Below are 26,364 nucleotides of genomic sequence, written 5' to 3' on the forward strand. Positions count from 1 at the left end.
TCATGAACGTCCGCCGCAGCGCCGCGGCCCTGGCCGCCGTCGCCGTGATCGGCTCCGCGGCGCCCGCCGTCGCCGCCGACTCGTCCCCGGCCCCGTCCGGGTCGCCGTCCTCCGCCGCCCTGCCCTCCGGGCTCTACGGCAGCACCGATCCCAAGTACGACGGCGTCTGGCGGCAGTCCCTCGCCCTGCTCGCGCAGCACACGGCGGGCATACGGCCCGCCGCCAAGGCCGTGGACTGGCTGACGGGGCAGCAGTGCGCGAACGGCTCGTACGCCGCCTTCCGTGCCGAGCCGGCCCGCGCCTGTGACGCCAAGGTGATGGTGGACACCAACAGCACGGCCGCCGCCGTGCAGGCCCTCGCCGCCCTCGGCGGGCACGACGCCGCGACGGCCAAGGCGGTGACGTGGCTGAAGTCGGTGCAGAACAAGGACGGCGGCTGGGGATACGCGCCCGGCGGACCCAGCGACACCAACTCGACCTCCGTCGTCATCGGCGCGCTCACCGCCGTCGGTGAGAAGCCCAACGCCGTCCTCAAGGACGGCAAGTCGCCCTACGACGCCCTGCTCACCTTCGCCCTGCCGTGCTCCGGCGACGGCGACGGCGCCTTCGCCTACCAGCCGGACAAGAAGGGCAAGCTCGCCGCCAACGCGGACGCGACGGCCGCGGGTGTGGTCGGCACGCTCGGTCAGGGTCTGGCGGCCAAGGCCTCGGGCAGGGCCGGGGGCACCGGCGCCCGCTGCGCCGACTCCGGCGCGCCGGCCCCCGCCCGGGCCGCGGCCAACGGGGCGGCGTACCTCGCCAACGCCGTCGCCAGGAACGGCTACCTCACCTCCGTCCTCCCCGGTGCCACCGACCAGCCCGACTACGGCAACACCGCCGACGCGGTCGTGGCCCTCGCCGCACAGGGCGGGGCCGCGCGGGCCCAGAAGCCGCTGCGCTGGCTGGAGCAGCACGCCGGGGCCTGGGCCAAGCAGAGCGGCCCCGCCGCCTACGCCCAGCTCGTCTTCGCCGCCCACGCCACCGGCACCGACCCGCACCACTTCGGTGGCGTCGACCTGGTCTCCCGCCTCAACGCGACAGGACCGGCTCCCCAGGCGGCCGGGCAGGAGAAGAAGAGCGCCACGGACAGCGCCAAGGACGGCGCCAAGAGCGACTCCGGCTACGGCACCTTGTGGATCGTCGGCGTGTTCCTCGTGGCGGGCATCGGCATCGGGTTCCTGCTGAGCGGCCGCAGGAAGAGGCAGCAGCCGTGATACGCCGGGTCCGCGCACTGTGCGCACCACTCCTGGCCGCCGCGTTCCTGCTGTGGGCGGGCGTGGGCCAGGCGCAGGCCACCGGCTACCGGTACTGGTCCTTCTGGGACCGCGACGGCGGCCACTGGACGTACGCCACCGAGGGCCCCTCGACGGCCCGTCCCTCCGACGGCGACGTCCAGGGCTTCCGCTTCGCGGTCAGCGCGGACTCAAGCGACGCCGACAAGCCGCGCGGCCCGGCCGGCTTCGCGGCCATCTGTGCCAGGACACCCGCCCAGCAGGGCAGTAAGCGCATCGCGCTGGTCCTCGACTTCGGTACCCGGGCGGACGCCCCGTCCGGCGAGACCCCGCCGGCGCCGCGCACGGCCTGTGCGCGGGTGCCCGATGACGCCACGACGGCGGAGGCACTGGCCGCGGTCGCCAAGCCACTGCGGTACGACACCAGCGCCCTTCTGTGCGCGATCGCCGGGTATCCGCAGAAGGGGTGCGGGGAGCAGGTCTCGGCTTCGGCGGGGAATGGTTCGGGATCGGGTTCGAGCTCAGGTTCGGCCTCGGGCTCGGGCTCGGGCTCGGGCTCGGGCTCGGGCTCGGGCTCGGGCTCGGGCTCGGGTGCGGCGCCCGCCAAGGGCGCGCCGCACAGCGGTCCTTCGGTGGGCCTCGTCGCGGGGGGTGCCGTGGTGGCCGTGCTGGCCGCGGCGGCCCTCTGGCAGGCCCGGCGGCGCAGGCATGGGTGACAGCCGGGCACAGACACGGGTGACCGTTGTGAGCGACCGTCATGGGACGTTCATGAGCGATCGTCATGAGACCGTCATGAGCGACCGTCATGAGTAGGGCGCCGGGTGGCGCGGGCGGGGCGGCCGGCGTCCATCCGGGCGCCTGGTGGCTGTGGGCACTCGCCCTCGGTACCGCCGCAAGCCGTACCACCAACCCCCTGCTCCTCGCCCTCCTCCTCACCGTCTCGGCCCACGTCGTGGTGACCTGCCGGCCGAACACCCCCGCCGCCCGCTCCTACACCGCCTTCGTCCGGCTCGCTTTCGCCGTCCTCCTCGTCCGCCTCGCCTTCGCCGTCGTGCTCGGCTCCCCCATCCCCGGCACGCACGTGCTCGCCACCCTCCCCGAAGTCCCCCTCCCGCACTGGGCGCAGGGCATCCGGCTCGGCGGCAGGGTGACGGCCGAGGGCCTGCTCTTCGCCCTGTACGACGGGCTGAAGCTGGCCACCCTCCTGGTCTGCGTCGGCGCCGCGAACGCCCTCGCCGCCCCCGCCCGGCTCCTGAAGTCACTCCCCGGTGCCCTGTACGAGACCGGGGTCGCCGTCGTCGTCGCGCTCACCTTCGCCCCGCACCTCGTCGCCGACGCCCACCGGCTGCGCGCCGCCCGCAGGCTGCGCGGCCGCCCCGACCGCGGCATCCGCGGCCTGCTGCACGTCGGGCTGCCGGTGCTGGAGGGCGCGCTGGAACGGTCGGTCGCCCTCGCCGCCGCGATGGACGCCCGCGGCTACGGCCGCACCGCCGAGGTCCCGGCCGCCGTCCGCCGCACCACCGCCGCCCTCACCCTCGGCGGGCTGCTCGGCGTCTGCGCCGGAACGTACGGGCTGCTCACCGCCGAGGGCGCCACCTACGGCCTCCCCGTGCTGCTCGCCGGGCTGGCGGCCGCCCTCGCCGGCCTCAGGCTCGGCGGCCGCCGCTCCCCGCGCACCCGTTACCGCCCCGACGCCTGGAACCTCCGTTCCTGCCTGGTCGCCGGATCCGGCGCGGCGGTCGCGGCCCTGCTCGCTCTTGCCGCCTCCCGGGACCCCGACGCCCTGCACCCCGGCGTCGTCCCCCTCGTCGCCCCCGTCCTTCCCCTGTGGCCCGCGGCGGCCGTACTCCTCGGCCTGCTTCCGGCCTTCGCCGCCCCCGCAAGCCCCTCCCCCAAGGAGCCGTCGTGATCCGCTTCGAGGATGTCTCCGTGACCTACGACGGGGCGGCCGAACCCACTGTCCGCGGCGTGGACTTCGAGGTCCCCGAGGGCGAACTGGTGCTGCTGGTCGGGCCGTCCGGGGCCGGCAAGTCCACCTTGCTCGGCGCGGTGAGCGGGCTCGTGCCGCACTTCACCGGCGGCACCCTGCGCGGCCGGGTCACCGTGGCCGGCCGTGACACCCGCACCCACAAGCCGCGCGAACTCGCCGACGTCGTCGGCACCGTCGGCCAGGACCCGCTGTCACACTTCGTCACGGACACCGTGGAGGACGAACTCGCCTACGGCATGGAGTCCCTGGGGCTCGCCCCGGAGGTGATGCGGCGGCGCGTCGAGGAGACCCTCGACCTGCTGGGCCTCGCGGACCTGCGCAACCGCCCCATCGCCACCCTCTCCGGTGGCCAGCAGCAGCGGGTCGCGATCGGCTCGGTCCTCACCCCGCACCCCAAGGTCCTGGTCCTGGACGAACCCACCTCCGCCCTCGACCCGGCCGCCGCCGAGGAGGTCCTCGCCGTCCTGCAGCGGCTGGTGCACGACCTCGGTACGACCGTCCTGATGGCCGAGCACCGCCTGGAACGCGTGATCCAGTACGCCGACCAGGTCGTCCTGCTGCCCTCCGCGGGCGCCGCCCCGTTCATCGGCGCCCCCGCCGACGTCATGGCCGTCTCGCCGGTCTGCCCACCGGTGGTGGACCTGGGCCGGCTGGCGGGCTGGTCACCGCTTCCGCTCACCGTGCGGAACGCCCGCCGCCGGGCGGCGGACCTCCGGGAGCGGCTGACCGGGCGCGCGCCCACGCCGACGGCACCGGCGCCCACCGCACCGGGGGCCGGGCCGGTGTCCACGGCCCGGACACCCGCCCGGACACCCGTATCCCCTGTGCCCCCCTCCGAGGCACTCGCGCTCCCTGTGTCCCCCTCCCAGGCACCCACGCCCCCGCTGTCCGCGCCCTCGTCGGCGCCCTCGCCGCCCGTGCCCTCCCCGCCCGCGCCCCGGCCGGCTTCCCGGTGGCGTCGGCGCAGGCACTCCGCCGCCCCGAATGCCGGGACTCCCGGGACGCCCCCGCCCGTGGCCGAGGTCCGCTCCCTCGCGATCCGCCGGGACGGCGTCCGGGCGCTGCGGCACGTGGACCTGACCGTGGCCCCGGGCGAGACCATCGCCCTCATGGGCCGCAACGGGGCCGGGAAGTCCACTCTCCTCGGCTCCCTGGTCGGTCTGGTGCGGCCGCAGGCCGGACACGTCCGCGTCGGCGGCGCGGTCCCGCACCGCACCCCTCCCCGCGAGCTCGTACGCCGGGTCGGCCTGGTCCCGCAGGAACCGCGCGATCTGCTCTACGCCGACACGGTCGCCGCCGAGTGCGCCGCGGCCGACCGGGACGCCCACGCCTCGCCCGGGACATGCCGGGCGCTGGTCTCCGGGCTGCTGCCCGGCGTGTCCGACGACGCGCATCCCCGGGACCTGTCCGAGGGGCAGCGGCTCGCGCTCGCCCTCGCCGTGGTGCTCGCCGCCCGGCCGCCCCTGCTGCTCCTGGACGAGCCGACCCGCGGCCTGGACTACGGCGCGAAGGCCCGCCTGGTCGCGGTGCTGCGCGGGCTCGCCGCCGAGGGGCACGCCATCGTGCTGGCCACGCACGACGTGGAACTGGCCGCCGAGCTCGCCCACCGGGTCGTGCTGCTCGCCGAGGGCGAGGTGATCGCCGACGGTCCGACGGCCGAGGTCGTGGTGTCCTCGCCCTCCTTCGCCCCGCAGGTCACCAAGATCCTGGCCCCGCAGCCGTGGCTCACGGTCGCCCAGGTCCGGAAGGCACTGGCATGACCGCCGACCACTTCCGCGCCGAGGCCCGTGCCGAAACCCGTGCCCAGGCCGGAACCGCGCCCGAGGCCCACACCGAGCCCCGGGCCCGGACCCGCGCCGAGTCCCGGGCCGAAAGCCGGGCCCGGGCTCAGGCCCAAGCCCGGGCCGTCCGCCTCGGCCCCCGTTCGCTCGCGGCCCTCGTCCTCGTCGGCGCCGTCGGTGCGGTGGCCTTCACCTGGCCCTTTCTCGCGCCGCCCGCCTCTGGGCTCAGCGCGCACGCGCAGGACGCGCCCTGGCTCTTCGCCGGCCTGCTGGTGCTCCTCGTCGCCGTCGTCGCCGCGACGATCTCCGAGTCCGGCCTCGGCCCGAAGGCCGTCGCGATGCTCGGGGTGCTGGCCGCGACGGGCGCGGCCCTGCGGCCGATCGGGGCCGGAACCGCCGGTATCGAGCCCATGTTCTTCCTGATGGTGCTGAGCGGGCGCGTGCTCGGGCCGGGCTTCGGCTATGTGCTCGGGTCGGTGACGATGTTCGCCTCCGCGCTGCTGACCGGCGGCGTGGGCCCCTGGATGCCGTTCCAGATGCTGGCCATGGGCTGGTTCACCATGGGCGCGGGTCTGCTCCCGGGCCCCGACCACCTGCGCGGCCGCGCGGAGCTCGTGCTGCTGGCGGTCTACGGCTTCCTCGCCGCCTTCGCCTACGGCACCGTCATGAACCTCGCGGGCTGGCCGTTCATGGGCACCCTCGCCTCCTCCATCGCCTTCGACCCTCATGCGACCGTGCCCGCCAACCTGGCCCGCTTCCTCGCGTACTGCCTGGCCACCTCGCTCGGCTGGGACCTGGGCCGGGCCGCCGTCACGGTCGTACTGACCCTGGTGCTCGGCCCGGCGGTCCTGCGGGCGCTGCGCCGGGCCACACGCCGGGCCGCCTTCGAGGCCCCGGTCACATTCGACGGGCCCGCCGCATGACCTGCGGGTCACCACCCGCGTGCGGGACGTGAGCACCACGGTGAAGCGGCCCACATGACCTGGATCACCTACGAAGCCGGGCCGTAGCCACCGGCGCAGGACATGTACACAACATTGCCCGCACTGACCTGGGCTTTGAGAGCCAGCTCACACTCACGACCATCACCCCGAATGCGACCACAACTAGTAAATGGGGTGTTTGCGGACGGATCTACCGACTGCTTGTCTGGTCGACGTCGCCGGGCGCCGACGACCCCCACGGGTCACGGCGCCAGGGCAGGCCCCCACCGCGCCCCCGCGTGGTCGAGGTCTGCTCGCGCTCCCCGTCCCCGACGCAAGAGGTTCTCCGTGTCCGTCTCCTTCATCCGCCGCATCGCCGCCCCCAAGAAGGCCCTCACCACCGCCGCCGTGGCCGCCGCCACCGTCGGCATGGCCCTGACCTCGGCCCCCGCGCACGCAGCCACGACCAACTCGGCCGCCGGCGCGAAGGCGATCGCGCACAAGATGATCCCGGACGCCGCGCAGTTCAACGCGTTCAGCCACATCGTCGAGCGCGAGAGCGGCTGGAACGTCAACGCCACCAACGCCTCCTCCGGCGCCTACGGCCTGGTCCAGGCCCTGCCGGGCTCCAAGATGGCCTCGGCCGGCTCCGACTGGAAGAACAACGCCCAGACCCAGATCAAGTGGGGCCTGGACTACATGAAGTCCCGCTACGGCAGCCCGGTCGGCGCCTGGAACTTCTGGCAGGCCAACGGCTGGTACTGAGCCACAGCGCCGACAACCCGACGCCGGTGACACCGGTCTGAGCCACCTCACGGCACTCGTGGAGGCGGCGGCCCCCGATCCCCTGGGCCGCCGCCTTCGCCGTGTCCGCGGCCGGGGCTCACCGCCGGTCTGCTTTCCTGGGGCCATGCCAGCGGACCCCCGACCGGACGGCGACAGTGCGGCCCGCGCCCGCGACCCGGAGGCGCGCGGGCTGCGCCTGGTCACCGTCCTGTTGGGGCTGACCGTGGTCAGCGGGCTGATCGACGCGGTGAGCTATCTGGGTCTCGGGCACGTCTTCACCGCGAACATGACCGGCAATGTCGTCGTGCTCGGCTTCGCCGCCGCCGGGGCGCCGGGCTTCTCCGTGCCGCACACCGCCGCCTCTCTGGCCGCCTTCCTGGTGGGCGCGGCGGCCGGCGGCCGGGCCGCGGTCCGCTTCGGCGGCGGCTCTCGCCGCACCTGGGCGCGGGTGGCGCTCACCGTCGAGGCGGTCCTCGTCGGCGTGTCGGCGGCGGTGGCCTTCGCCGCGCCCGGTGCCGACGGCACGGCGTACACCCTGATCACCCTCACCGCCTTCGCGATGGGGCTGCGCAACGCCACGGTCCGCAAACTGGGTGTGCCCGATCTGACGACCACCGTCCTGACGATGACCCTGACCGGCCTGGCCTCGGACTCCCGCGCGGGCGGCGGTTCCGGCCACCGCTCCCCGCGCCGCACCGCGGCCGTGATCGCGATGCTGGCCGGCGCCACGCTGGGCGCCTGGCTGGTGGTCGACGGTGGCCTGGGCACCCCGCTGCTGATCGCGGCGGTGGCGGCGGGGCTGCTGGCGGCGGTGACGTCCGGACGGGAGTGAGCTCGCACTCGATCGCGCGCGATCGCGCGCCAGGTGCGTCAGCCGGTGGTGACCTGGAGTTCCTTCACTCCGTTGATCCAGGCCGACCGCAGCCGGCGCGGGCCGGCCACGAGCCGCAGTCCGGGCATGGCGTCCGCGATGGCGTTGAAGATGAGGTCGATCTCCAGGACGGCCAGGGACTTGCCGAGGCAGTAGTGCGGGCCCCCACCGCCGAAGCCGAGATGCGGATTGGGGTCGCGCGTGACATCGAGGACGCCGGGGCTCCGGAACACCTCCGGGTCGTGGTTGGCGGAGGAGTAGAAGAGGCCGAGCCGGTCGCCCTTCCTGATCCGCTTGCCGCCGAGTTCGGTGTCCTGGGTCGCGGTCCGCTGGAAGGAGACCACCGGGGTCGCCCAGCGCACGATCTCCTCGGCGGCGGTCGAGGGCCGCTCCCGTTTGTAGAGGTCCCACTGGTCGGGGTGGGTGAGGAGGGCGTGCATGCCGTGGGTGATGGCGTTGCGGGTGGTCTCGTTGCCCGCGACCGACAGCATCAGCACGAAGAAGCCGAACTCGTCGGAGCCCAGGTTGCCCTCGTCCCCGGCGGCCACCAGCGTGGTGACGATGTCCTCGGCCGGGCACCGCTTCCGCTCGGCGGCCATGTTCATGGCGTAGGCGATGAGTTCGGTGGCGGACTGGGCGCCGACCTCCTCGGTGATGGCGAACTCGGGATCGTCGTAGGCGATCATCTTGTTCGACCAGTCGAAGATCTTGGCCCGGTCCTCCTGTGGTACGCCGATGAGTTCGGCGATGGCCTGGAGAGGCAGTTCGCAGGCGACCTGGGTGACGAAGTCGAAGGGGCCGGCGTGGGCGCGGGCGATGTCGACGATCGCGTGGGCCCTGGCGCGCAGCCGTTCCTCCAGCGCGCGGATCGCCCTGGGCGTGAACCCGCGCTGCACGATCTGACGCACCCGCGTGTGTTCCGGCGGGTCCATGTTGAGCAGGATCAGCCGCTGGGCGTCGATGGCGTCGCGCTGGATGTGCTCGTTGAACCGGATGATGGCGGTGTTGAGGTAGGAGGAGAACAGCTCCGGGTGGGTGGAGACGTACTTGACGTCCGCGTGCCGGGTGACCGCCCAGTAGCCGTCGTCGGCGAACCCGGCCAGCCCGTGCGGCTGGGCGATCCAGCGGACCGGCTCGGCGCGGCGCAGCTCGGCGAACTCCGGCAGGGGCACTCGGTGGTGCAGCAGATCGGGGTCGGTGAAGTCGAACCCGTCGGGCAACGCTGGACAGGGCATGGCGACCCACTCCCACCATATTCCGAGATCGTTCTGACGGACCGTCAGGAATCGCGGTGAAGGTAGTAACGGGTTCTACAAGTGGCAAGGGGCGCGACAGCCTCAATTGCGTGCGGAATTCGTGCAGATCAGCAGATCGAGACTTCGAGCCCTGCACAACCCTTGCGAGGGTGGACACGCTGTCAGCAGACTGCATACAGAACTAGAACGCGTACTAGTTCTGCGTGGCGGGTGGCCGGGACGCCCGCGCCGCGCGGGTCACCGAGGAGAGGACGCACCCCCCATGGCCGCGGAACCCGTGATCGTCGAAGCCGTACGCACCCCGATCGGCAGGCGCGGCGGCGCGCTCGCCAACCTGCACCCCGCCTACCTCCTGGGCGAGACCTACCGTGAGCTCCTGGGCCGCACCGGCATCCCCGCGGACTGCGTCGAGCAGATCGTCGGCGGAACGGTGACGCACGCCGGCGAGCAGTCCATGAACCCCGCCCGCACGGCCTGGCTCACCATGGGGCTGCCCTACGAGACGGCCGCCACGACCGTCGACTGCCAGTGCGGCTCCTCCCAGCAGGCGAGCCACATGACGGCCAACATGATCGCGGCGGGCGTGATCGACGTCGGCATCAGCTGCGGCGTGGAGGCCATGTCCCGCGTCCCGCTCGGCTCCGGCTCCAAGCACGGCCCCGGCAAACCCTTCCCCGACGAGTGGAACGTCGACCTCCCCAACCAGTTCGAGGCGGCCGAGCGCATCGCCCGGCATCGCGGCCTGACCCGCGAGAACGTCGACTCCCTGGGCCTGATCTCCCAGGAACGTGCCGCCATCGCCTGGTCCGAGGAACGCTTCAAACGCGAGACCTTCGCCGTCCAGGTGCCCACGACGGAGGAGGAGCAGCGTGCGGGCCAGGGCATGTGGCGCCTCGTCGACCGGGACGAGGGCCTGCGCGACACCTCCATGGACGCCCTGGCGGGCCTGAAACCGGTCATGCCGAGGGCCATTCACACGGCCGGCAACTCCTCCCAGATCTCCGACGGCGCGGCGGCCATCATGTGGGCGTCCAAGCGGATGGCACGGGCACTGAAGCTGAAGCCCAGGGCCCGGATAGCCGCCCAGGCCCTGGTGGGCGCCGACCCGCACTTCCACCTGGACGGCCCGATCGACGCGACGAAAGCCGTGCTGGGCAAGGCGGGCATGTCCCTGAAGGACATCGACCTCGTCGAGATCAACGAGGCATTCGCGTCCGTGGTGCTGAGCTGGGCCCAGGTCTTCGAGCAGGACCTGGAAAAGGTCAACGTCAACGGCGGCGCGATCGCCCTCGGCCATCCGGTCGGAGCGACGGGCGCCCGCCTCATCACGACGGCCCTCCACGAACTGGAGCGGTCCGACAAGGAGTTCGCACTCATCACGATGTGCGCGGGCGGCGGCCTGGCCACCGGGACGATCATTCAGCGGTTGTAGAGGCCCAGGAGAGGAACTCACTGAAGGCGGTGGGCGCGAGCGTGAGCACCGGACCGGTGGGGGTTTTGGAGTCGCGCACGGCGACCGTGACGCACGGGGCTTCGGCAATCTCCACGCACTCGCCGCCCTGGTCGCTGCTGTACGACGACTTGCGCCACGCGAGCGGGCCGAGCGGCGCGCACTCGACACAGGAGCCCCCTTGGTCACCGCTGTAATTGGACTTACGCCACCGGGCCCCCGTCAGAGTCGCGTTGCTCTCCATAGCGTTACTCCATTACGCGCCGGATCAGATCCGCCGAGTCCCCGAGGGAGAGCGCGGCGGCCTGAAGATGATCGTAACGGAGCGAGCAGTCTTCGACGGTGTCCGGATTGGCGCTCGGATGGCGCGAAAGTCAACAGCTGGGCCAGTTGCTCCCGCATGACCTCACAGCTGCCGATCTCCTGACACAGGACGGCTTCGCTCGTGATCGCCCAGAACACCGGCGGCTGACTCTTCTCGAAGATGCACTGACGCACTAGTCGTACAGCAGTACGGTCATCGAGACCTGTTGTGTCCATCGATCCGAGCACGGCGCGCGCGTACGCCCTGGTCTGCAGCAGACCGTGTACGAGGTGGGTGTGGAAGGTGCGCATCTTGACAGCTCGCGCCTCCAACTCCGCCACCTGCTGGAACCACGCCGGAAGTTGACCGCGCATCACCAGCCCGACCAGCCGGGACAACAACCCGTCCGTCCCCAGCGCCGCGTCCACCCGTTCGCTGAACTCCGGTGTCGGCAGCTTCCGGGCCGTCTCGACCTGGCCCACCAGCGAGCCGGTGTAGGCGCGGACTGCTGCTGGTCGACGCGATGACCGACAAGTGGGGTGTGGAGCCGCGCGGGGCGAGCGGCAAGACCGTGTGGTTCGAGTGCGCGGGCGGTGGTGCCCCTTTGCGATGAGGTGCCTTCTGCGAAGGCATGTCCAGGGCGCTGGCTGAATCGGCCGTAGAGATCTCTGTCTCTCCAGCTGTCCGAGAAAGCGTCGATCACCGCCTTTTCGGCACGGGGTTTCACCGAGCTCGCGCGCCCGTCCCGCGCGGGCTCGCTGTGGAAGCCCGTCAGCGGGCCACGAGTTGCGCTGCCGGTTTCTTCTCCGGTTCGGGCACGGCTACCGCGCGGGGGCCGGAGAGCAGGTACGTCAGCCCGAACCCGGCCCCCACGACCACCGCACCGCCCACCGCGTCCAGCACCCAGTGGTTGCCGGTGGCGACGATCGCCGAGACCGTGAAGAAGGGGTGCAGCAGGCCGAGGGCCTTCATCCACCACTTCGGGGCGGCGACCGCGATGACCACGCCGCACCACAGCGACCAGCCGAAGTGCAGGGAGGGCATCGCCGCGTACTGGTTGGTGAGGGCGGTCAGGGTGCCGTAGTCGGGCTTGGAGAAGTCCTGGATGCCGTGGACCGTGTCGATGATGCCCAGGGCGGGCATCAGGCGGGGCGGGGCGAGCGGGTAGAGCCAGAAGCCGAGCAGGGCGAGCAGGGTGGCGAAGCCGAGGGCCGAGCGGGCCCAGCGGTAGTCGACCGGGCGGCGCCAGTACAGGATGCCGAGGACGGTCAGCGGGACGACGAAGTGGAAGGACTCGTAGTAGAAGTCGAAGAATCCCTGCAGCCACTCGACGTTGACCACCGCGTGGTTGACCGCGTGTTCGATGTCGATGTGCAGGAACCGCTCCGCGGAAAGGATCTCGTGGCCGTGGCGCTCGGCGCGGGCCCGGCCGCCCGCGTTGCTGCCGCCGGTCGCGGCGAGGCGGACCTGCTGGTAGGCGGCGTACGTGACGCGGATGAGCAGAAGTTCCAGCAGCAGGTTCGGGCGGGTGAGGACACGGCGCAGGAACGGCAGCAGCGGGACGCGGCGGAAGCGGGCCGGGGCCGGGGGCGCGTACTCCGTCGGCACCGGGGTCCGGTAGTACTCCGACGTGCGGGACAGGAACGGCACCGCCGTCGCCGCGGCCAGGGCGGCAAGCAGGACGGCGTTGTCCCGCAGCGGGTCCATGGCGTCCACGTTCGGCAGCATCATCCTGGCCGGCAGGGTCATTACCAGGACCACGGCGACCGGCCAGACGTACCGGTCGGAGGCGCGCCGGCCGACCCGGCCGACGACCGCGAGCAGGACCCACAGCAGCTGGTGCTGCCAGGTGGTGGGCGAGACGGCTATCGCGGCGCAGCCGGTGATCGCGACGGCGAGCAGCAGCTGGCCGTCTGCGGCGTAACGCACGGCGCGGCGCAGGCCGAGGAGGGCGACGGCCGCGCCGAGGGCCAGGAACAGGGCTATCTCCAGCGGGCCGGTCAGGCCGAGCCGCAGCAGTGCGCCGTGCAGGGACTGGTTGGCGAGGCCGTCGGCGCGGCCGCCGAGCCCCACGCCCGCCATGTGGTGGACCCAGTAGGTGTCGGAGTCGTGCGGCATCGCGGCCCAGGCGAGCGCGGTGCACGCGGCGAAAGTGAGGCCGGTGGCGGCGGCGGCCTTCCTGCGCTCGGTGAACCACAGCAGCGGCGCGAAGAGCAGCAGGGCGGGCTGGAGTGCGGCCGCGAGGCCGATCAGGGCGCCGCCGGCCCGCTGCCCGCGCACGACGAAGCAGCCGAGCAGGACGAACAGGACCGGGATGATGCTGGTCTGCCCGAGCCAGAGCGTGTTGCGTACCGGCAGGGACAGCATGAGCAGGCTGATCGCGACGGGCGCGGCCAGCAGCGCGGTGCGGCGGCCCACGGGCTGCGGCAGGGCGCGGGCGGCGATCAGCCCGAGGGCGGCCACCAGCAGCAGCGTGCCGAAGGTCCAGCCCCAGCCGAGGGCCTGTTCGGCAGCCTTGGTCAGGGGTTTGAGGACGAGGCCGCCGAACGGGGTGCCGGTGAAGCGCGTCGAGTCGTACAGCGACCCCTTGACGTGCAGTACGCCGTTGGGTCCGACCCAGGTCTCCAGGTCCGTCAGACGCTCCCCGCGCGGGGTGGCGAGGACGACGGCCACCTGCCGTACCGCGAGGACTGCGGCGATCAGCCAGAGGCCCAGGCGGGCCGCGCGCAGCCGTGACCTTGCCTGGTCCGTGACCGCCGCCGCCCCGAACGCCCCCTCCGTTCGCCCGCTGTGCTCCGCATTCGCCACGCCCCGTCGGCCTCCCGCCCCGTAATGCCCGCGCGCGCCGTACGCATGCCGTACGCATGCCGTACGTGCGCCGGGTTCCTCTGCGAACCCTATGAGGCTCGCATCTCCCCCGGACAGAGACGCAGGCAACCCCCTCTTCACCTGTCGTCCGTTCTCCCTATGTCCGGACGACGAAAGTGCGGGCTCGGTGCGGTTGCGTGCCGAGGGCGCGAGAAGGATCACAGCGCGGGGCCGGGAATCGCGGTCGGGGGCGGGCAGACGTACCTGCGCATCGACCATTTAGATGCAGTACGCATCTAGTCGCGCACGGCACGTAAGGGGACCAAGCCCCCGTATGGTCGATTTTCGGTCCGCCCCGTGCGGGCCGTTTTCCGGCCCGCACGTCAGCGCCGTCGCGTGGGCCACGCCCCTGTCCCCGTCGAAAGGTAGGCGAGCGAAGCCTTGTCGGTTGCCACCCTCACCGCTCCCCGGCCCGTGTCCCTCACCAAGACCCCCGACGCCACCGTCACCGACCCGGCACTCGTCAGGCGTGCCGTGAAGGCAGCCGCGCTGGGCAACGCGATGGAATGGTTCGACTTCGGTGTCTACAGCTACATCGCGGTGACCCTCGGCAAGGTCTTCTTCCCCTCCGGCAACCCGACGGCCCAACTGCTCTCCACCTTCGGCGCCTTCGCCGCGGCCTTCCTGGTCCGCCCGCTCGGCGGCATGGTCTTCGGCCCGCTCGGCGACCGGGTCGGCCGCCAGAAGGTGCTGGCCGTCACCATGATCATGATGGCCGTGGGCACCTTCGCGATCGGGCTGATCCCGTCGTACGCCGCCATCGGCGTCGGCGCGCCGCTGCTCCTGCTGGCGGCCCGGCTGGTGCAGGGCTTCTCCACCGGCGGCGAGTACGCCGGCGCGTCCACCTTCATCGCCGAGTACGCGCCCGACAAGCGGCGCGGCTTCCTCGGCAGCTGGCTGGAGTTCGGCACGCTGGCCGGTTACATCGGCGGCGCGGGCCTGGTGACCCTGATGACGGCGCTGCTGTCCTCGGCCGAGCTGGCGTCCTGGGGCTGGCGGATCCCGTTCCTGATCGCGGGCCCGATGGGCATCACCGGACTCTATCTGCGGCTGCGACTGGAGGAGACCCCGGCGTTCGCCGCCGAGGCCGGGAAGGCCGGGTCGAGCCGCCCGAAGGTGCCGCTGCGCGAGATGGTCGCGGGCCAGTGGCAGGCGCTGCTGCTGTGCATGGGCCTGGTCCTGGTCTTCAACGTCACCGACTACATGCTGCTGTCGTACATGCCGAGCTTTCTGACCAGTGAGCTCAGGTACGACGAGACGCACGGCCTGCTCGTGGTGCTCGGCGTGATGGTCCTGATGATGATCGTCCAGCCGTTCGCCGGCGCCCTGACCGACCACGTCGGCCGCCGCCCGGTGATCGCGGCCGGCTGCGCGGGCTTCCTGTTCCTGTCCGTCCCGGCGCTGCTGCTGATCCGCCAGGGCAGCCTGGCGGCGGTGGGCCTGGGCATGGCCGCGCTGGGTCTGCTGCTGGTCTGCTTCACGGCCGCGATGCCGGCCGCCCTGCCGGCCCTGTTCCCGACCCGGGTCCGCTATGGCTCCCTGTCGATCGGCTTCAACGTCTCCGTGTCGCTGTTCGGCGGTACGACTCCGCTGGTGGTGACGGCGCTGATCGGCGCGACCGGGAACATGATGATGCCCGCGTACTACATGATGGCGGCGGCCGTGATCGGCGGCTTCGCGGTCTGGCGCATGGCGGAGTCGGGGGGTCGCCCACTGCCGGGCTCGGCGCCGTCGGTGGAGTCCGCCGAGTCGGCGCAGCACGTGGCGTCGGCGCCGCCCGCCGAGTCGGCGTAGGGTCGGAATTCCCTGACGGCGCTCATGCACCCCGCTATATTCGTTAACGCAGCTAGTTAGCACATCTAACTAGACATACGAAAGGTTTGGTGCATGAGCGACTCGCAGCTCTGGGACGAAGTCGACGCCTACTTCACCACTCTGCTCGCCCCGGAGGACGAAGCGCTGCAGGCCGCGCTGCGCGACAGCGACGCCGAGGGCCTGCCGCACATCAACGTCGCGCCGCCCCAGGGCAAGCTGTTGCAGCTCCTCGCCCAGGTGCAGGGCGCCCGCACCGTTCTGGAGATCGGCACGCTGGGCGGCTACAGCACCATCTGGCTGGCCCGCGCGCTGCCCGCCGACGGCCGGCTGGTCTCCCTGGAGTACGACGCCCACCACGCCGACGTGGCCCGCCGCAACCTCGCGCGCGCCGGCCTGGACCGGATCGCCGAGGTGCGGGTGGGCCCGGCCCTGGAGTCGCTGCCCAAGCTCGCCGACGAGAACCCGCCCCCCTTCGACCTGGTCTTCATCGACGCCGACAAGGTCAACAACCCGCACTACGTGGAGTGGGCCCTCAGGCTGACCCGCACCGGCAGCCTGATCATCGTGGACAACGTCGTACGCGGCGGCCATGTGACCGACCCGGCGAGCACCGACCCGAGCGTGCGCGGCACCCGGGCGGCGCTGGAGCTCATCTCCGGGCACCCGCGTCTGGAGGGCACGGCGATCCAGACGGTGGGCGCCAAGGGCTACGACGGCTTCGCACTGGCGCGGGTCATGGCGTAGGAGACGGGCGAGGGGGCGAGCGGGCGTACGGGGCGGCGCTCAGACCTCGTGGTAGAAGCCGACGTTGACGCTGCGCGGGCTCGTGCGGTCCTGGACGACGATCTCACCGGCGCCGCCCCGGGGCAGCGGGACGGTGCCGCCGTAGGCGAGGGCCTGGGTGTACTCGCCGATCGTCAGGCGGACCTCCGAGGAGGGGTCCGGCTGGGAGCCGCGCAGCCAGGTCACCTGCCAGGTGCCGTCCGGGCCGCACAGGAACTCCAGGTGGACCCGGGAGACGAACAGCCAGTCGTCGGGCGTCACCAGGCGGCACACGGCCCGGTCCCGGCCCACCCGCAGCACGGCGCCCGGGGCGCTGGGCGCGTCGGCCATGAGCATCCCGGCCGTGGCGCCCGCGTCCGTCCCGGAGACGGTGGCCATGGTGAGTTCGAGCACGTGCGTTCCCCCTGTGACGTTGCTGTGCGGTGGCCGGAACGGCGCATCGCCGCCGCATGATAAAACGCCCGGCCCGGTCGCGTCCGGCACAATGGACTCATGACCGAGCGAAAGCCACCCGGTGTTCCGTTCGAGTCCTGGGCCGACAAGCAGATCCGTGACGCGCAGGCACGCGGCGAGTTCGACCGGCTGCCGGGGGCGGGCAGACCGCTGCCGGGCGACACGGTGTACGAGGAACTGTGGTGGGTCAAGCGGAAGATGGCCCGCGAGGGCCTTTCCGTCCTGCCGCCGACGCTCGCCCTGCGCAAGGAGGCCGAGGACGCGCTCGCGGCGGCCTGCACGGCGCCCTCGGAGCGGATCGTCCGGAAAATCGTCGCGGACATCAACACCAAGATCCTCGACATGATGCTCAAGCCGCCGCCCGGCCCCCCGCTCGGCCTCAAGCGGTACGACGCCGAGGAGGTCGTACGCGAGTGGCGTGAACGCAGGGAGCTGCGGGAGCACCGGGCGGCGGAGTAGGCCGTCGGAGGTGCGTCAGCGGGTCGGCGTAGGCCGTCAGAGGTGCGTCAGCCGGTCGGCGAGCTCGCGGTAGTCCCGCAGCGCCAGCCGGAGTTGCTCGGTGTCGGCGTCCTCCCAGGAGGCGCGCAGCGTACGTTGCCGGCGGGTGAGCGCCTCCGTGAACCGCGAGGCCAGCTCCTCCACCACCCGGTCCGCCTCCTGCACGGCGTCCCGCGGCCCGTCGATGAACCCGGTGAGGGCCTCCCGCAGCCGCGCGCCGAACTTGTCGCACTCGTCACGGGGGAGCAGGGGGGCGGGATCGGTACCGCCACCGAGCGCGGTGCCACGCCCCGCCTCAGCGTGGCCCACCGTCTCAGCGTGGCCCACCGTCTCAGCGTGGCCCACCGTCTCAGCGTGGCGCGCCGTCTTCGTGTCGCGCCCCGCCTCCGCGTCGCGTGGCGCCTTCGTGTCGCGTGGCGCCTTCGTGTCGCGTGGCGCCTTCGTGTCACCTTCGGTTCCACCGGCCGCCCCGGTCGCCGGGTCGAGCCCGGCCCCTTCCGCGGAGCCCGGCGACGGGTCGCGGCCCGCCGAGCCGGCCGGCTCTCCACCTCCGGTGGAGGCCGCCGCGGTCGCCGCCGAGCCGCTCCTGCCGGCGGCCTGCGTGCCGGTGACGGGGACGGCACCGGCGGTCCCGGGAGCACGGATGTCACCGGCACCGGCGGCCGCGGTTCCGGCACCGGCACCGGCACCGGCACCGGCACCGGCCACCGCGTCGCGGCCCGCAACCGTTCCACCGCCCTGCGCCGACACCTCGCGACCCGCCTTCGGCCCGGCCCCCGTCTCCGGGTGCATGGCCTTCTCCTCCGCCACGGCGCGCTCGGCGCCCGACTCAGGTGTCCTGCCGGCCATGTCGGTCAGCCCTCCTTCGTCTGACGGCGGTCGAGGGCCCACGGCAGGTGCGCGCGCCCGTTCGAGCGGGCCGACGTGGAGTGTTCGGGCTCCTCCGGTGTGGTGTGGCGGCCGGGGTCGCCGTGGGCCGGGGCCAGCAGCTCCTCGAAGAGGTCGCGGGCCTCGACCATGGACGCGCGCAGTTCCTCGGTGCTCGTGCGCCCCTCGGCCGCGCCGTCCAGGGGAGCGTGCGCGGCGCGGTGGACGCGGCGGTAGCCGTGGACGTGATGTCCGTGGTGCACGGACAGCGCCGCCAGCTGGTCCTCGTACTGGCCGTCGTGCGGGAACCCCCGCGCCCCGGCCAGCTCGGCCAGCAGCCGGTCGGCCTCGGCCACCGCCTCGCGCGGGGAATCGACGAACTGCTCCTGCGCGGCCGTCCAGCGGGCCTCGAAACGTTCCCGCTCGGCCGGCTCCAAGGGCCGCTCGCGCAGGTCGCCGTGGCGCTCCAGGCGCGCCGCCAGCTCCCGCTCGGCGGCCTTGGTGTCGCCGTCGTGCCGGGCCACGGCCCGGTCGTACTCCGGGCCGAAGCGCCGCTTCAGGTTCCGCCCGCCGTTGTGGCCGCGGGCACGAGAGGTCAGGACCGCCGCCACCACGACGACGGCCGCCACGATCACGATCAGAGCGATGATCACGCCTGTTGACATGGATGCCTTCCGGATGCGATCGGCCCAACTGGCCGGTTCTTCGATCGGGTTGCCCGGAAGCAGGACGGTAAACGGTTCGTCAATCCGCGAAGCGGCGCAGTCCCGTCACCGACCACACCACCGCGATGCAGCCGTCCACGACTTCGAACAGGTCGATGCCGCTCTGCTGCACTCCGTCCGGCCGGGTCACGTACCAGCAGCAGGCGACCCGGTCCTGCGCGGGGTCGACCATCGGGGTGCCGTCGACGCTGTAGCGCAGACCGGGGTTGGCGGTGCGGAACGCGGCGACGTAGTCGGCGATGGCCCGCGGCCCGTGGATGGCGTCCGGCGTCTCCGCCCGGTCGGGGTCGTTGGCGAAGCGGATGCGGAAGTCCGGGGCGAGGAAGCTCTCCGGGTCGCCGAAGTCGCCGTTCCACAGGGCGGTCCAGCGCTCGAAGAGGGCGATGCCGGCGGCCGGGGTGAGGGTTTCGGTGCTCGCGAAGGTCATGGCTTGCTGCCTTTCGTCACGTCGTCACGTCGTCAGGTCGTACCGGCTCGGTACGGGCACCAGCCTCCGCGCCGCCCGCGACACCCTCCTGTCGGTGATTGCCGTCACATTCCGAGTCCGTCGAGGGACAGCAGGTCCGAGCCGAGCGTGTCGAGGGCGGCCAGATCGACGGCGCGGTCCGGGGCCCGTTCGCCGAGTGCCTCGACATCCCGGATGCGGTCCAGGCGGAAGCCGCGCGGCGCTCCGCGCATCCGGCACCAGGCCGCCAGGTACCAGTGCTCGTCGCCGCCGAGGAAGCCGAGCGGTTCCACGTCCCGCGTGGTGAGGGCGCCCTGCGCGTCCGCATACTGCAGGCGCAGGACCCGCCCTGCGGTCAGTGCCTCCCGCAGCGGTCCGGGCACGCGCGGCTCGGCGGTCCGCGCCGGACGCGCGGCCGGTACGAGCAGCCGGACCCGTCCGGCCAGCTCGGCGGCCGCAGCCCGTTCGCGCCCCGGCATCACGGCGAGCACCTTGTGCAGCGCGCTGCGCGCGTCGGCGGCGAACGGTGTCCCCACCAGCGCGTGCAGCCCAACCGCCAGCGCGGTGGCCTCGGCCGGGGTGATGGTGAGCGGCGGCAGTGTGCGTTCCCTGTCCAGGACGTATCCGCCGGTGCGGCCCGGCTCGGCGTGGATCGGCACCCCGGACTGCTGCAGCGCGGCCAGATCGCGTTCGATCGTACGGACGCTCACCTCGAAGCGCCCGGCCAGCGCACGGGCGCTGCGCGGCCGGGGCGCTGCCGCACGGAGCTCCTCGACCAGGGCGTAGAGGCGGTCGGTTCGGTTCATGACGACCAGTCAACTCCCCGGAGGCCACACATATTCGTTTGCGCCCGGTGCGCACCGCGTCCCGACAATGGGGGGCGTGACGTGGACCATCGCCCCGGAACCCTACGACTCCCCCGTCGCCGCCGCGCTGTGGCGGGCCTACTACACGGAGGTCAGCGACCGCTGGTACCTGCTGCACGAGGGACACCGCACCGATCCGGCCGAGCTGGAGCGGGAGATCGGCGCCCGCAGCGGCGCCGAACTCGCTCCGCCGCGCGGGCAGTTGCTGCTGGCGCGGTATGCCGGCACACCGGCCGGCACCGCGGGCGTACGGTTGCTGGACCCGGCGACCGCCGAGCTCACCCGGGTCTTCCTGCACCAGGGTTTGCGCGGCAGGGGCGGCGCGGCGCTGCTGGTCGGCGCGGCGGAGGGCGCGGCCCGCGCGCTCGGCGCCCGGCGGGTGATCCTCGACACCCGTGGCGACCTGGTGGAGGCCCGCGCCCTGTACGCGCGGCTGGGGTACGCGGAGACCGGGCGGCACAACGACGCCCCGTACGCCGAGCACTGGTTCAGCAAGCCACTGGAATGAGCCGGCCCATCGGCAACGGAGTTCAGGGCGAAGGTTCAGGACAGGGGTCCAGGGCGGAGGTCCAGGGCGGAGGCTCAGGGCCGAGGTTCAGGGCCGAGGTTCAGGGGCAGCCGGGGCACCGCCCGGCCGTCGTGCGGCCGTTCGGAGTCGGAGCCGCACAGCTCCGCGGTCAGCTCCTTCACCAGCTGCGCCAGATCGGTCGGCCGGTCCGGTCCCCACCAGTCGCCGAGCAGCTCGGCCAGCGACTCCTCACGGGCGTGCGCGAGCCGCTCGGCGGCCTCGTGACCCTGGGCGGTCAGTACGAGGTCCAGGCCCTGGCGCTCGCCGAGTTGCCGCTCCTCGACCTGGCGGGCGGCCTCGATGATGACGTTCAGCGGTACGGAGCTGCGCTCGGCCAGCACGGCGGGCTCCACCCAGCCGTACTTCTTGATCCGCAGCACCAGCCAGCTCGTCGCGGGCCCAAGGTCGTAGCCGGACCGCTCGGTGATCCGCCGGTAGATCTCGCGCCGTCCCTCGCGGGTGCCCAGTACGGACAGCGCGCGGCATACCTCGTCGTACGAGGACCGCTCGACGGGGTTGGTCGCGTACGTCTCCGAGACGTCGGGTGCCGTGACGGAGCCGCGGAGCCTGTCCTCCTTCAGGAACCATGCCAGCACGAAGCCGAGCAGTGCGACCGGAGCGGCGTAGAGGAAGACGTCGGTGATGGCGGAGGCGTAGGCGTGCAGGGCCGCCGGGCGCAGCACGGCCGGCAGGGCGGCGATGCCGCGCGGGTCGGACTTGAGGGCGTCGGCGGAGGCGCCGGGGGGCAGTGGGACTCCCCTGAAGGCGGCGGTGAGCTCGTCGCCGAGCCGGCTCGCGAACACCGTGCCGAAGATGGCCACGCCGAAGGAGGCGCCGATGGAGCGGAAGAAGGTGGCGCCGGAGGTGGCGACGCCCAGATCCTCGTAGCTGACGGCGTTCTGCACGATGAGGACGAGCACCTGCATGACCAGGCCGAGACCGAGGCCGAAGACGAAGAAGTAGCCGCTCATCTCGGCGGCGGAGCTGCGCTCGTCGAGCCGGTGCAGCAGGAGCAGGCCGACCGTGGTGACGGCGGTGCCAGCGATGGGGAACACCTTCCAGCGGCCGGTGTGGCTGACGATCTGCCCGGAGCCGGTGGAGGCCAGCAGCATGCCGAACACCATCGGCAGCATGTGCACACCGGACAGGGTCGGGGTCACGCCCTGGACCACCTGCAGGAACGTCGGCAGGTAGGTCATGGCGCCGAACATGGCGAAGCCGACGATGAAGCTGATGACCGCGGAGAGGGTGAAGGTGCGGATGCGGAAGAGCTTCAGCGGGAGGACCGGTTCGGCCGCCCTGCGCTCCACGGCCACGAACGCCACCGCGAGCACGACGCCCAGCACCGCGAGGCCGGTGATCTGCGGTGAGCCCCAGCCCCAGGTGGTGCCGCCGAGTGAGGCGAGAAGGACGAGGCAGGTGGCGACCGAGGCGATGAGGAGGGTGCCGAGGTAGTCGATGACGTGCCGCTGCGCCTTGCGCGGGATGTGCAGCGCGGCGGCGATCACGGAGAGGGCGACGACGCCGACGGGCAGGTTGACGTAGAACACCCAGCGCCAGCTCAGGTGCTCGGTGAACAGCCCGCCGAGCAGCGGCCCGAGCACGCTGGTCGCGCCGAACACCCCGCCGAACAGGCCCTGGTAGCGACCGCGTTCACGGGGCGAGACGACATCGCCGACGATCGCCATCGACAGCACCATCAGCCCGCCGCCGCCCAGGCCCTGCAGCGCGCGGAACCCGATCAGCTGCGGCATGTTCTGCGCCATGCCGCACAGCGCCGAACCGATCAGGAAGATCACGATCGCGGTCTGGAACAGCTTCTTGCGTCCGTACTGGTCACCGAGCTTGCCCCACAGCGGGGTCGCGGCCGTCGAGGCCAGCAGGTAGGCGGTGACCACCCAGGACAGGTGTTCCAGGCCGCCGAGATCGCTGACGATGGTGGGCAGCGCGGTGGACACGATCGTCTGGTCGAGCGCGGCCAGCAGCATCCCGAGGAGCAGCGCGCCGATCGAGACGAGGACGTTGCCGGAGACGTGCTCGGGCTCGGCGGGTGCGGCGGCGTGCGGAGGTGACGGCGGTGCGGACGACGGCTGCGGGTCCTCCGCCGCGCCCGTCGTTCCGGTGGTGCCGTGCGCATCCCCGGCCATGGAGACCTCCCGAGGCTCTCGTGACACCCTCCATCGTCATCGGTGTGACCCGTTATGGCCTGTTGAGTCCCCTTGGAGGCGGCCATTCCGGGGGCTTCGGGAGAGGGTGTGGAGAGGATCTGCATAACCTTGGAGATCGCGGAGCTCTCGGAGCGCTCGGAGTTCTGGGACTTCTTGGAGTTCTCGGACTCCTCGGAGTTCTTGGACTTCCCGGCGTTCCTGGAGTCCGCACGGGGAGCACCGGGGGAGGGGACCGACGCGTGAAGGAGCCCGTGGAGGAGCCGAAGGGGCACGTCTGCCCGGAGTGCGGGGCGCCCCGGGGGGTGGACAACAGCCCGTCGTGTGCCTGTGGACAGCGGGCGGCGGACGCCCTGCGCGACACCCGGACCGCCGAGGCCGCCGCGGCGGAGGACTTCGACCCGCTGCGCATACGGCCATACGTGGACATCGAGGGCGGCCGCACGGAGGAACGGCCCCGCCCCGCGCCCGCCACCGGGCCCGCGTCCGCCGCCGGGCCCGCGTCCGCCGCCGGGCCCGCGTCCGCCACCGGAATCACTCCGGCCGCCGAGGCCGCGCCCGGGTCCACGATGCCGCTGCCCACCGCCGCCGTGCCCGCGCCTGCGGCACCGCGGGCGCAGGAACCTGGACCCGGCGCCTTGGACGTCGGCGACCTCGGCCTCCTCGAGTCGGCCGACGGCGAGGGCCCGCCGGAGGAGGCGGGGCGGCCGGCCCGGGAGGAGTCCTCGGGCGGTGGCCGCCGCCCCGCCGCCCTGCTCGCCGTGTCCGGGGCCGTGGTCGCGGTGGTGGCGGCGGCCGGGTTCGCGAGCGGGCTGTTCTCCTATGAGGCTCCGGCGCGGGACGGCGCGGCGCCCCAGGAGGTGCGGGAGCGCGTGCCGGACGGCCCGGCCACCCCGTCGTCGTCCTCGCCGGCGGGCACCGTCTCCTCGCCCGCGCCGTCGGCGTCGGCGAGCCGGTCGCCGTCCGCGGGTGCGAGCCCCTCGCCTTCCACATCGCCCCCGGCGACGAACGCCTCGCCTTCGCCGTCCGGGTCGGCGTCCGGGGCGAGCCCGGGCTCCGGGGCAGGGTCCGCCGGGCCCGCCCCGGCAACGACGACCGCCCGGGCCACCGCCACGGTGACGTCCGCCCCCGTCCTGCGCCCCGGCGACCGGGGCCCCGAGGTGACCGAACTCCAGCTGCGCCTGAGCCAGTTGCACCTCTATACGGGCCGGGCCGACGGTGTCTACGACACCCAGGTCGAGGACTCCGTACGCACCTACCAGTTGGCCCGGGGCATCACCTCGGACGACCTCGGCGTCTACGGCCGGGCAACACGAGCGAGCCTGGAAGCGGAAACGTCCGAGCCCTGAGCGGAAGGACGGCCGCACGGTCCTTACCGGCGGGGTGGGCCCGCGGCCCTTGCCGGCCGAGGCGACGCGCGGCACCCATCGGCCGGGGTGGCCCGTGGCCTGAGCAGCGGCGTACGAACCCACGGCCCGTCAGCAGGGGCGCACCGCAGCGGCCCGAGCGGCTGGGACGCCCCACGGCCCTCATCGGCCGGGACGATTCCCGAGGCCTGAGGGCAGGATGCGGACCGCGACCCCGTCAGCAGGAGCGACCCGAGCGACCCAATCGGCGGCGGTGGCCCCACGGCCCCATCAACGAAGCCGGCCCACGGCCCCATCAACGCAGGTGGCCCCAGGGCCCAATCGGCGAGCCCGGCGAGTGGGCCCCGCGGCCTCCGCGGCGAGGGCACCCGGAGCCCCGCTCGGCCGAGACGACCCTGCCGACCCGACCGGCGGCGGCGGCGGTGGCGGTGGCCCCGCAACCCCGGTCTGCAACCCCGGTCTGCAACCCCGGGGCCAACCCCGGCGGCAAACAAGGCCGCAACCCCGCCCGGCAAAGACCGCCAGACCGCCGCACCCCCGCTCGGTGGGGTGCACCCGCGCCCCTGTGATGGCGGCCCCGCCGCCCGCCTACCCGACGTGCAGCCGAACGGCGCCGTCCCCCAGGGGCTCCACCCGTATGTGCTTCAGGTCCTGTACCGCAGCGTCCGGCCCGTGGAAGGGGGCGCGGGGGCCCACGCCGATCACGCGCATCCCCGCGGCGCGACCCGCCGCGATGCCCGCGCCGGAGTCCTCGAAGACCACGCAGTCGGCGGGGGCGACGCCCAGTTCGGCGGCGCCCTTGAGGAAGCCCTCGGGGTCGGGCTTGCTCGCGCCGACGGATTCCGCGGTGACACGGACGTCCGGCAGGGGCAGGCCGGCGGCGGCCATCCGGGCCGTGGACAGGCCCACGTCGGCCGAGGTCACCAGGGCGTGCGGCAGGCCGCGCAGGGCGGCGAGGAACTCCGGCGCACCGGGGACGGGGACTACGCCGTCCACGTCCGAGGTCTCCCTGGCGAGCATGCGGGCGTTGTCGGCGAGGTTCTCCTCCATGGGGCGGCCGGGCAGCAGCAACGCCATCGAGGCGTGTCCCTGGCGGCCGTGGACGACCTTCATCACCTCGTCGCCGTCCAGCCCGTGCCGATCGGCCCAGTCCCGCCAGATCCGCTCGACGACGGCGTCGGAGTTGACGAGGGTGCCGTCCATGTCCAGCAGGAAGGCGCGGGCGGTGAACACGGCGGTGGCCGTCATCGGCAACTCCAAGGCATGGCGAGGACATGGCGAAGGGGTACGGACAGGGCCCGAAAGGGACAAGGCGGCCCCGCCCGCCGGTCAGGGAAAACAGGCGGGAGCCACTTTGTTCCCCCACGGTACAAAATAAGTCCGGCATCCCGCCACCACCCCCTGCAGAGGTTCACCTGCCGTTCGCCTCAGCGCGCCACGGCCTCGTACAGGCTCCACACGCCGAGCGCCGCCATCAGCAGTGCCGCGACCCTGGTGATCAGCCCCAGCGGAACCCGCCTCATCAGGGCCTTTCCGCCGACGATGCCGAGACCGGCGACCGCCCACAGGGCCAGTACCGCCCCCAGGCCCACGGACACCGGAGCGTCGTAGCGGGCCGCGAGGTTCGCCGTCATGATCTGGGTGAGATCGCCGAACTCGGCGACGAGGATGAGCGTGAAACCCGTCCCCGCGACCTTCCAGAAGGACTGGTCGGCGGGCCGGCGGATCTCCTCCTCGCCGTCGCCCTTGTGCAGCAGCAGCATCGCCGCGCCGCCGAGGAACAGCACGCCCGTCAGCGCGTGCACGATCCGCTGCGGCAGCAGGGTCAGCACACTGCCGGCCGCCACGGCGAGCATCACATGCAGCAGGAACGCGGCGGCGACGCCGGCGAAGACGTACGAGGCGCGGTAACGCGTGCCGAGGACGAGCCCCGCGAGTGCCGTCTTGTCCGGCAGCTCGGCGAGGAAGACGACGCCGAAGACGAGCGCCAGGACGCTGATGCTGATCACTGTTCCTCAATCGGTCGGGGACTGCCCCGCCGAGAGTGCTGGAACTTGCGATGAGACACCTCGGCAGGGCAGCACACGGATCACCCCTGCCGTACGGCACGGGCGTGCACTGCTTGCCGAAGGTCTCGCTGGCCGCCCCGGTGATCGATTCCGAGGTCCGCCTCCGGGCGCCGGCTCAGGCGAGCTGAGCAGTATGTCGACGGTCCGGCGAAGAGCTACTCCCCTTCTGCGCCGTCCATGGTACGCGACGGGAAGTTCGGGAGAAGAGCGCGCTGCAGGGCCACCTCGCCGGCTGCTGACCGC

General features: G+C 72.9%; 25 protein-coding genes and 1 pseudogene. 14 read left to right on the plus strand and 12 right to left on the minus strand.

Annotated elements, in window-relative coordinates:
- The first annotated feature begins 2 nt into the window (after positions 1-2).
- The 7 genes from ACH4UM_RS05760 to ACH4UM_RS05790 all read left to right on the plus strand — a co-directional run bounded on the left by ACH4UM_RS05760 (position 3) and on the right by ACH4UM_RS05790 (position 7,583).
- A complete protein-coding gene (locus ACH4UM_RS05760) occupies positions 3-1,253 on the plus strand; it encodes a prenyltransferase/squalene oxidase repeat-containing protein (protein WP_398174066.1) in 1,251 nt (416 codons plus the stop codon).
- A complete protein-coding gene (locus ACH4UM_RS05765; protein ID WP_398174069.1) occupies positions 1,250-1,987 on the plus strand; it encodes an SCO2322 family protein in 738 nt (245 codons plus the stop codon). The genes ACH4UM_RS05760 and ACH4UM_RS05765 overlap by 4 nt, the downstream gene beginning before the upstream one ends.
- Before the next feature lie 89 nt (positions 1,988-2,076).
- The gene (locus ACH4UM_RS05770) at positions 2,077-3,180 is read left to right on the plus strand and encodes a CbiQ family ECF transporter T component (protein ID WP_398174072.1); all 1,104 of its coding nucleotides are present in this window, start codon (positions 2,077-2,079) and stop codon (positions 3,178-3,180) included.
- Entirely contained in the window at positions 3,177-5,021 is a 1,845-nt protein-coding gene (locus ACH4UM_RS05775; RefSeq protein WP_398174075.1) for an ABC transporter ATP-binding protein, read from the plus strand. Before ACH4UM_RS05770 ends, ACH4UM_RS05775 begins: the two co-directional genes overlap by 4 nt.
- Positions 5,018-5,965: an ECF transporter S component gene (locus ACH4UM_RS05780; protein WP_398174078.1), complete on the plus strand. Its 948-nt coding sequence runs from the start codon at positions 5,018-5,020 to the stop codon at positions 5,963-5,965. The genes ACH4UM_RS05775 and ACH4UM_RS05780 overlap by 4 nt, the downstream gene beginning before the upstream one ends.
- A 348-nt stretch (positions 5,966-6,313) precedes the next feature.
- Positions 6,314-6,730 (plus strand): transglycosylase SLT domain-containing protein, encoded by a 417-nt coding sequence (locus ACH4UM_RS05785; RefSeq protein ID WP_398174081.1) that lies wholly within the window; start codon positions 6,314-6,316, stop codon positions 6,728-6,730.
- Between the two features lie 145 nt (positions 6,731-6,875).
- On the plus strand, positions 6,876-7,583 hold the full coding sequence (locus ACH4UM_RS05790; RefSeq protein WP_398174084.1) for a YoaK family protein: 708 nt from the start codon (positions 6,876-6,878) through the stop codon (positions 7,581-7,583).
- 38 nt (positions 7,584-7,621) lie between these two features.
- Here the strand turns inward: ACH4UM_RS05790 and ACH4UM_RS05795 are convergent, their stop codons facing one another.
- Positions 7,622-8,857 carry a cytochrome P450 gene (locus ACH4UM_RS05795; protein ID WP_398174087.1) on the minus strand — a complete coding sequence of 412 codons (1,236 nt, stop codon included), beginning with the start codon at positions 8,855-8,857 and terminating at the stop codon, positions 7,622-7,624.
- A 283-nt stretch (positions 8,858-9,140) separates the two neighbouring features.
- On the opposite strand from ACH4UM_RS05795, the gene ACH4UM_RS05800 reads away from it, so the two are divergent.
- On the plus strand, positions 9,141-10,310 hold the full coding sequence (locus ACH4UM_RS05800; protein WP_398174090.1) for a steroid 3-ketoacyl-CoA thiolase: 1,170 nt from the start codon (positions 9,141-9,143) through the stop codon (positions 10,308-10,310).
- Here ACH4UM_RS05800 and ACH4UM_RS05805 read toward each other — a convergent pair.
- The 3 genes and pseudogenes from ACH4UM_RS05805 to ACH4UM_RS05815 form a co-directional block, all read right to left on the minus strand.
- Entirely contained in the window at positions 10,294-10,572 is a 279-nt protein-coding gene (locus tag ACH4UM_RS05805) for a DUF397 domain-containing protein (protein WP_398174093.1), read from the minus strand. The two genes, ACH4UM_RS05800 and ACH4UM_RS05805, sit on opposite strands and share 17 nt — an antisense overlap.
- A 4-nt stretch (positions 10,573-10,576) precedes the next feature.
- Positions 10,577-11,129, minus strand: a pseudogene (locus ACH4UM_RS05810) (Scr1 family TA system antitoxin-like transcriptional regulator); the annotation flags it as partial.
- Between the two features lie 274 nt (positions 11,130-11,403).
- Positions 11,404-13,440 carry a phosphatase PAP2 family protein gene (locus tag ACH4UM_RS05815; RefSeq protein ID WP_398174096.1) on the minus strand — a complete coding sequence of 679 codons (2,037 nt, stop codon included), beginning with the start codon at positions 13,438-13,440 and terminating at the stop codon, positions 11,404-11,406.
- A gap of 441 nt (positions 13,441-13,881) precedes the next feature.
- Between ACH4UM_RS05815 and ACH4UM_RS05820 the strand changes: the two genes are divergently transcribed.
- Both ACH4UM_RS05820 and ACH4UM_RS05825 read left to right on the plus strand, forming a co-directional pair.
- Complete coding sequence (locus ACH4UM_RS05820) at positions 13,882-15,294, plus strand: MFS transporter (RefSeq protein ID WP_398174099.1); 1,413 nt, start codon at positions 13,882-13,884, stop codon at positions 15,292-15,294.
- Between the two features lie 93 nt (positions 15,295-15,387).
- Positions 15,388-16,059, plus strand: a complete 672-nt coding sequence (locus ACH4UM_RS05825) for an O-methyltransferase (RefSeq protein WP_398174102.1) — start codon at positions 15,388-15,390, stop codon at positions 16,057-16,059.
- A 39-nt stretch (positions 16,060-16,098) separates the two neighbouring features.
- Here the strand turns inward: ACH4UM_RS05825 and ACH4UM_RS05830 are convergent, their stop codons facing one another.
- The gene (locus ACH4UM_RS05830; protein WP_398174105.1) at positions 16,099-16,491 is read right to left on the minus strand and encodes a hypothetical protein; all 393 of its coding nucleotides are present in this window, start codon (positions 16,489-16,491) and stop codon (positions 16,099-16,101) included.
- Positions 16,492-16,590: 99 nt separating this feature from the next.
- On the opposite strand from ACH4UM_RS05830, the gene ACH4UM_RS05835 reads away from it, so the two are divergent.
- Positions 16,591-17,010 (plus strand): DUF1992 domain-containing protein, encoded by a 420-nt coding sequence (locus ACH4UM_RS05835; RefSeq protein WP_398174108.1) that lies wholly within the window; start codon positions 16,591-16,593, stop codon positions 17,008-17,010.
- 36 nt (positions 17,011-17,046) lie between these two features.
- On the opposite strand, the gene ACH4UM_RS05840 is transcribed toward ACH4UM_RS05835, so the two are convergent.
- The 4 genes from ACH4UM_RS05840 to ACH4UM_RS05855 all read right to left on the minus strand — a co-directional run bounded on the left by ACH4UM_RS05840 (position 17,047) and on the right by ACH4UM_RS05855 (position 19,892).
- A complete protein-coding gene (locus tag ACH4UM_RS05840) occupies positions 17,047-17,898 on the minus strand; it encodes a hypothetical protein (protein ID WP_398174111.1) in 852 nt (283 codons plus the stop codon).
- Between the two features lie 5 nt (positions 17,899-17,903).
- Positions 17,904-18,581 carry a hypothetical protein gene (locus ACH4UM_RS05845; protein ID WP_398174114.1) on the minus strand — a complete coding sequence of 226 codons (678 nt, stop codon included), beginning with the start codon at positions 18,579-18,581 and terminating at the stop codon, positions 17,904-17,906.
- 79 nt (positions 18,582-18,660) lie between these two features.
- On the minus strand, positions 18,661-19,068 hold the full coding sequence (locus ACH4UM_RS05850; RefSeq protein WP_398174116.1) for a nuclear transport factor 2 family protein: 408 nt from the start codon (positions 19,066-19,068) through the stop codon (positions 18,661-18,663).
- A 104-nt stretch (positions 19,069-19,172) separates the two neighbouring features.
- Positions 19,173-19,892 carry a helix-turn-helix transcriptional regulator gene (locus ACH4UM_RS05855; protein WP_398174119.1) on the minus strand — a complete coding sequence of 240 codons (720 nt, stop codon included), beginning with the start codon at positions 19,890-19,892 and terminating at the stop codon, positions 19,173-19,175.
- A gap of 67 nt (positions 19,893-19,959) precedes the next feature.
- Here ACH4UM_RS05855 and ACH4UM_RS05860 point away from each other — a divergent pair, with 67 nt between their 5' ends.
- Positions 19,960-20,460, plus strand: a complete 501-nt coding sequence (locus tag ACH4UM_RS05860; protein WP_398174122.1) for a GNAT family N-acetyltransferase — start codon at positions 19,960-19,962, stop codon at positions 20,458-20,460.
- 74 nt (positions 20,461-20,534) lie between these two features.
- Here ACH4UM_RS05860 and ACH4UM_RS05865 read toward each other — a convergent pair whose 3' ends face one another.
- Positions 20,535-22,667, minus strand: a complete 2,133-nt coding sequence (locus ACH4UM_RS05865; protein ID WP_398174125.1) for an MDR family MFS transporter — start codon at positions 22,665-22,667, stop codon at positions 20,535-20,537.
- A 72-nt stretch (positions 22,668-22,739) separates the two neighbouring features.
- Here ACH4UM_RS05865 and ACH4UM_RS05870 point away from each other — a divergent pair, with 72 nt between their 5' ends.
- Positions 22,740-22,931, plus strand: a complete 192-nt coding sequence (locus ACH4UM_RS05870) for a hypothetical protein (protein ID WP_398174128.1) — start codon at positions 22,740-22,742, stop codon at positions 22,929-22,931.
- 8 nt (positions 22,932-22,939) lie between these two features.
- The gene (locus ACH4UM_RS05875) at positions 22,940-24,034 is read left to right on the plus strand and encodes a peptidoglycan-binding protein (RefSeq protein WP_398174131.1); all 1,095 of its coding nucleotides are present in this window, start codon (positions 22,940-22,942) and stop codon (positions 24,032-24,034) included.
- A gap of 606 nt (positions 24,035-24,640) precedes the next feature.
- Here the strand turns inward: ACH4UM_RS05875 and ACH4UM_RS05880 are convergent.
- Together ACH4UM_RS05880 and ACH4UM_RS05885 are read right to left on the minus strand one after the other, a co-directional pair.
- On the minus strand, positions 24,641-25,300 hold the full coding sequence (locus tag ACH4UM_RS05880) for an HAD-IA family hydrolase (RefSeq protein ID WP_398174134.1): 660 nt from the start codon (positions 25,298-25,300) through the stop codon (positions 24,641-24,643).
- A gap of 179 nt (positions 25,301-25,479) precedes the next feature.
- Positions 25,480-26,061 carry a TMEM165/GDT1 family protein gene (locus tag ACH4UM_RS05885; protein ID WP_398174137.1) on the minus strand — a complete coding sequence of 194 codons (582 nt, stop codon included), beginning with the start codon at positions 26,059-26,061 and terminating at the stop codon, positions 25,480-25,482.
- Positions 26,062-26,364: the final 303 nt, after the last annotated feature.

The organism is Streptomyces sp. NPDC020801, from assembly GCF_044334385.1.
In the GTDB taxonomy this organism is placed as follows: domain Bacteria; phylum Actinomycetota; class Actinomycetes; order Streptomycetales; family Streptomycetaceae; genus Streptomyces.

Excerpts from the sequence above, each read along its gene's own strand:
- ACH4UM_RS05780 (WP_398174078.1), top strand. The coding sequence starts at position 5,018 with ATGACCGCCGACCACTTCCGCGCCGAGGCCCGTGCCGAAACCCGTGCC.
- ACH4UM_RS05865 (WP_398174125.1), bottom strand. The coding sequence starts at position 22,667 with ATGGCCGGGGATGCGCACGGCACCACCGGAACGACGGGCGCGGCGGAG.
- ACH4UM_RS05770 (WP_398174072.1), top strand. The coding sequence starts at position 2,077 with ATGAGTAGGGCGCCGGGTGGCGCGGGCGGGGCGGCCGGCGTCCATCCG.
- ACH4UM_RS05790 (WP_398174084.1), top strand. The coding sequence starts at position 6,876 with ATGCCAGCGGACCCCCGACCGGACGGCGACAGTGCGGCCCGCGCCCGC.
- ACH4UM_RS05805 (WP_398174093.1), bottom strand. The coding sequence starts at position 10,572 with ATGGAGAGCAACGCGACTCTGACGGGGGCCCGGTGGCGTAAGTCCAAT.
- ACH4UM_RS05795 (WP_398174087.1), bottom strand. The coding sequence starts at position 8,857 with ATGCCCTGTCCAGCGTTGCCCGACGGGTTCGACTTCACCGACCCCGAT.
- ACH4UM_RS05855 (WP_398174119.1), bottom strand. The coding sequence starts at position 19,892 with ATGAACCGAACCGACCGCCTCTACGCCCTGGTCGAGGAGCTCCGTGCG.
- ACH4UM_RS05800 (WP_398174090.1), top strand. The coding sequence starts at position 9,141 with ATGGCCGCGGAACCCGTGATCGTCGAAGCCGTACGCACCCCGATCGGC.
- ACH4UM_RS05845 (WP_398174114.1), bottom strand. The coding sequence starts at position 18,581 with ATGTCAACAGGCGTGATCATCGCTCTGATCGTGATCGTGGCGGCCGTC.
- ACH4UM_RS05825 (WP_398174102.1), top strand. The coding sequence starts at position 15,388 with ATGAGCGACTCGCAGCTCTGGGACGAAGTCGACGCCTACTTCACCACT.
- ACH4UM_RS05835 (WP_398174108.1), top strand. The coding sequence starts at position 16,591 with ATGACCGAGCGAAAGCCACCCGGTGTTCCGTTCGAGTCCTGGGCCGAC.
- ACH4UM_RS05840 (WP_398174111.1), bottom strand. The coding sequence starts at position 17,898 with ATGGCCGGCAGGACACCTGAGTCGGGCGCCGAGCGCGCCGTGGCGGAG.
- ACH4UM_RS05760 (WP_398174066.1), top strand. The coding sequence starts at position 3 with ATGAACGTCCGCCGCAGCGCCGCGGCCCTGGCCGCCGTCGCCGTGATC.
- ACH4UM_RS05850 (WP_398174116.1), bottom strand. The coding sequence starts at position 19,068 with ATGACCTTCGCGAGCACCGAAACCCTCACCCCGGCCGCCGGCATCGCC.
- ACH4UM_RS05880 (WP_398174134.1), bottom strand. The coding sequence starts at position 25,300 with ATGACGGCCACCGCCGTGTTCACCGCCCGCGCCTTCCTGCTGGACATG.
- ACH4UM_RS05860 (WP_398174122.1), top strand. The coding sequence starts at position 19,960 with ATGGGGGGCGTGACGTGGACCATCGCCCCGGAACCCTACGACTCCCCC.